Below are 1,402 nucleotides of genomic sequence, written 5' to 3' on the forward strand. Positions count from 1 at the left end.
TCGTTTGACCAGTCGCATTAAGGGTATTAGTGCCAATATTACCAGTATTTGTAATATTACCTGTGTTGGCAATACCGCTTGTCGTTGTTTGACCTGTAACACCTAGCGTACCATTTAGCTGACTTGCACCATTGTTGGTTAAAAGACCTGCGTTGGTAACACCATTTGTAGTCGTTTGACCAGTCGCATTGAGGGTATTAGTGCCAATATTGCCAGTATTTGTAATATTACCAGTATTTGTAATGCCATTGGTCGTCGTCGTACCAGTCGTAGTAATGGTACCTGTACTTATATTACCAGTGTTAGTAATACCGTTTGTCGTCGTTGTACCTGTTATTGTAGCTGGACCTGCTACCGATAGAGAACCACCATTGCTACCATTTGCAATAATTAAATCCGAGTTTAAAGTAGAACTGGTAGCACAGTTTACTGTCTCCGCTCCACCTGCTCCACATTGTACTACGCCCGGAGTACCAGCTGCCATAACTGGTGATACAAACAATGCACCTGTCGCGGTGGTAATTGCTATAGCCAAAAGCTTGCGCTGAAAGTTGGTTTGCATAATATTTCCTCTCTGAATAATTTAATTAAATACTAAACTGTGGTGTTGAAAGAACGTGTTATCGACCTATCGCGAAAGCAAGCCCACCTTGATATAGAATGTCGTCGCTTCCAGCATATGCAAATCCTCCTGTTATCTTATAGTTACTTTCCTTACTCAGATATGTCATCCCAAGTGCCATAGCTGTGTTACCCTTGAAACTTCCTACTCCAACCATACCTGATAGCTGACCAGGTCTAGCTACCGCATCTGAGCCGTTAGACAACGCCGCTGACATTGCGATACCTTTATAGGCGATCTCATCACCTTGTCTGCTGTACTCATAAACTTTTGATAACTGTCCGACATTGACAGCATCGTTGTAATTAATTCCTGGAGATACATTAGTTATTCTAGTATTAGCAGCATTTATGCCATTACTAGACATGCTAGGACCATTGTTCACTCGAATACTATTCAACTGAATATCATTACTTAGTCCTACACTAATGCCATCCCCTGTCGTCTGAACAGACAGATTTTGGTTGGTACTCTTTACTGCAACTGTGTCACCTAACTGGTAAGTATTGCTACTATTGCCATCACTAAACGTCACTCCTTGAGCGATCTTAGTAGTATTCTGCTGGACGGCTGAACCCAGATTAGCAACGTTAGCATCAGTACTTACCAAGTCACTTTTGTTTTTGGCAATCGCTGTATTTGCAGTTACTAAGCCTTCGGTATTCTCTGTAATCGCTGTATTTGCTGCTATTAATCCTTCGGTATTCTCTGCAATAGCGACATTGGCCGTTGTTAGATTGTTAGCATTCTCTGTAATCGCTGTATTTGCTGCCATTAATC

General features: G+C 41.7%; 2 protein-coding genes. Both read right to left on the minus strand.

Annotation, left to right across the window (positions count from 1 at the left end):
• On the minus strand, positions 1–562 hold a 562-nt coding region (locus tag ACTXGL_RS14050), incomplete at its 3' end, for a hypothetical protein (protein ID WP_443527303.1).
• 58 nt (positions 563–620) lie between these two features.
• A partial coding sequence (locus ACTXGL_RS14055) for a YadA-like family protein (protein WP_443527304.1) occupies positions 621–1,402 on the minus strand: 782 nt, incomplete at its 5' end.

Source organism: Psychrobacter sp. T6-6 (assembly GCF_052258185.1).
GTDB lineage: Bacteria > Pseudomonadota > Gammaproteobacteria > Pseudomonadales > Moraxellaceae > Psychrobacter.